The sequence below is a fragment of the Kitasatospora sp. MBT66 genome (genome assembly GCF_000710405.2).
Lineage (GTDB): Bacteria > Actinomycetota > Actinomycetes > Streptomycetales > Streptomycetaceae > Kitasatospora > Kitasatospora purpeofusca.
The window spans coordinates 440,059-442,277 of sequence record NZ_JAIY01000006.1 but is presented as its reverse complement, the minus strand read 5'-3'; the positions used below and the strand labels follow the sequence as shown (position 1 = coordinate 442,277).

At 73.5% G+C, this 2,219-nt stretch carries 3 protein-coding genes; 1 reads left to right on the top strand and 2 read right to left on the bottom strand.

Annotation, left to right across the window (positions count from 1 at the left end):
* Both manB and BI06_RS14505 read right to left on the bottom strand, forming a co-directional pair.
* Positions 1-1,059: hypothetical protein (gene manB, locus BI06_RS14510; protein ID WP_043468476.1), on the bottom strand; the 1,059-nt coding region annotated here is incomplete at its 3' end.
* 174 nt (positions 1,060-1,233) lie between these two features.
* Positions 1,234-1,599 carry a DUF3499 domain-containing protein gene (locus tag BI06_RS14505; protein WP_030398082.1) on the bottom strand — a complete coding sequence of 122 codons (366 nt, stop codon included), beginning with the start codon at positions 1,597-1,599 and terminating at the stop codon, positions 1,234-1,236.
* A 164-nt stretch (positions 1,600-1,763) separates the two neighbouring features.
* On the opposite strand from BI06_RS14505, the gene BI06_RS14500 reads away from it, so the two are divergent.
* Positions 1,764-2,216: a metallopeptidase family protein gene (locus BI06_RS14500; protein WP_063764401.1), complete on the top strand. Its 453-nt coding sequence runs from the start codon at positions 1,764-1,766 to the stop codon at positions 2,214-2,216.
* Positions 2,217-2,219: the final 3 nt, after the last annotated feature.

Here is a 2,219-nt window from a genome sequence, read left to right as displayed (position 1 = left end):
GGCGAGCATGCCGGTGTCGGCGCGCCAGAAGTCGCGGAAGTAGTAGTGCGCGGAGTGCTCGCCGCCGAAGACGGCGTCGGTGACGGCCATCTCCTGCTTGATGAAGGAGTGGCCGACCCGGGTGCGGACGGGCTTGCCGCCGAGCTCCTGGACCACCTCGGGGACGGTCCAGGAGGTGATCAGGTTGTGGATGATCGTCGGCTCGGCCTCGCCGGCGGCCCGGGCGCGGGCGATCTCGCGGGCGGCGACCAGCGCGGTGATGGCCGACGGGGAGACCGGCTCGCCGCGCTCGTCGACGACGAAGCAGCGGTCGGCGTCGCCGTCGAAGGCGAGGCCGAGGTCGGCGCCGACCTCGCGGACCTTGGCCTGGAGGTCGACCAGGTTCTTCGGGTCGAGCGGGTTGGCCTCGTGGTTGGGGAAGGTGCCGTCGAGCTCGAAGTACATCGGGACGAGGTCGATCGGCAGGCCGTCGAACACGGTCGGCACGGTGTGGCCGCCCATGCCGTTGCCGGCGTCGACGGCGACCTTGAGCGGGCGGATCGCGGTGAGGTCGACCAGGCCGAGCAGGTGGTCGGCGTAGCCGCGCAGGGTGTCCTGCTCGCTGAGGGCGCCGGGCGCCACGTCGCGGGCGGGGACGGTGACGGTGTCGTCGTCGGCGGTCCAGGACTCGACCAGCTCGCGGATCTCGGAGAGCCCGGTGTCCTGGCCGACCGGGGCGGCGCCGGCCCGGCAGAGCTTGATGCCGTTGTACTCCGCCGGGTTGTGGCTGGCGGTGAACATGGCGCCGGGCAGGTCGAGCGAACCGCTGGCGTAGTACAGCTGGTCGGTGGAGCAGAGGCCGATCAGCACCACGTCGGCGCCGTAGCCGGCCGCGCCGTCGGCGAAGGCCCGGCTGAGCGACGGGGAGGAGGGGCGCATGTCGTGGCCGACCACGATCGCGGACGCCCCGGTGACCTGCACGAACGCGGCGCCGAAGGCCCGGGAGAGGTTCTCGTCCCACTGGTCCGGGACGACGCCCCGTACGTCGTACGCCTTCACGAGCTGCTTGAGGTCGCGCACTGCGGCTCCACCCTGGTTCTGTGTCTGATCGGCGAACGCGCCGGCGCGCTGGCCGGCGGACCGGTCGCCCCTGGTCACGGTAGGTCCGGGCACGGCGGCGGCCGGTACCCGGTAGGGGGGCAGCGTACCCGGGCGGGCGGAACGGTTCGTGCCGGGGCGGGGGCGGTGCGCGGCTCAGTTGTCGGGCGAGCGGAGCACCCGGAGGTGGCCGCGGCGGCCGGCCTCGGTGGACTCGCCCTCGGGGGCGCGGCCCTGACGCGGGGTCTGCGGGCGGGCGGCCTCGCGGACGGCGTTGGCGAGCGCCTCCAGGTCGTCACTGCTGCGGCGCAGCGGGCCGGCCTCGGCGGCGAGCCTGACCACGTCCCAGCCGCGCGGGGCGGTGAGGCGCTCGGCGTGCCCGGCGCACAGGTCGTAGCAGTGCGGCTCGGCGTAGGTCGCGAGCGGGCCGAGGACGGCGGTGGAGTCCGCGTAGACGTACGTCAGCGTCGCGACGGCCGGACGGCCGCACGCGGTCCGCGAACAACGACGTACAGAGCTCACGAGGGTGGACGGTACCGCACTCCTTGCCGGGGAGCGAAGACCGCCTGTCCGGAAGGTGTGCCGTGTCGCGGTCCGCGCGCCGCCCCGGCGCTCCGCTCGCCCCGGGCGAACAGGTGCGGGGGTGGTCCACTTCCTGGCATCCAAGGACTACTCTCGGCAGTGATATGGACAGCTCCGCACCGCAGTCATCGACGGGTCCCTCACGCCGCCCCCGGCACCGTGACCGGCACGGCCGGGGTCTCCGCGGCCCGCTGGCGCCGCCGCAGGTACCGATCTCGCTCACCCGCTCCGAGTTGTTCGACGACTATGTGCGCGAGTCGGTGGAGCGTCTTGAGCGGCGCTGGCCGCAATTGATCGAGGTGGAGTTCGCCGTCCAGGAGGTGCCGCTGCACGAGCCGGACGGCGCCGATTCCGACGGCGGGGTGCCGCTGGGCCGGGTGTCGCCGGGGCAGCAGGGCCGCAAGAGCCAGATCGTGGTGTACCGCAGACCGGTGGAGATCCGGGCGAAGTCGCGCGAGGACCGCGCGGCGCTGGTGCACGAGATCCTGATCGAGCAGGTGGCGGAGCTGCTGGGGCTCTCCCCCGACGCGATCGACCCGCGGTACGACGAGGACTGAGCC

Coding starts and splice junctions, on each gene's coding strand:
- BI06_RS14500 (WP_063764401.1), top strand. CDS start 1,764: ATGGACAGCTCCGCACCGCAGTCATCGACGGGTCCCTCACGCCGCCCC.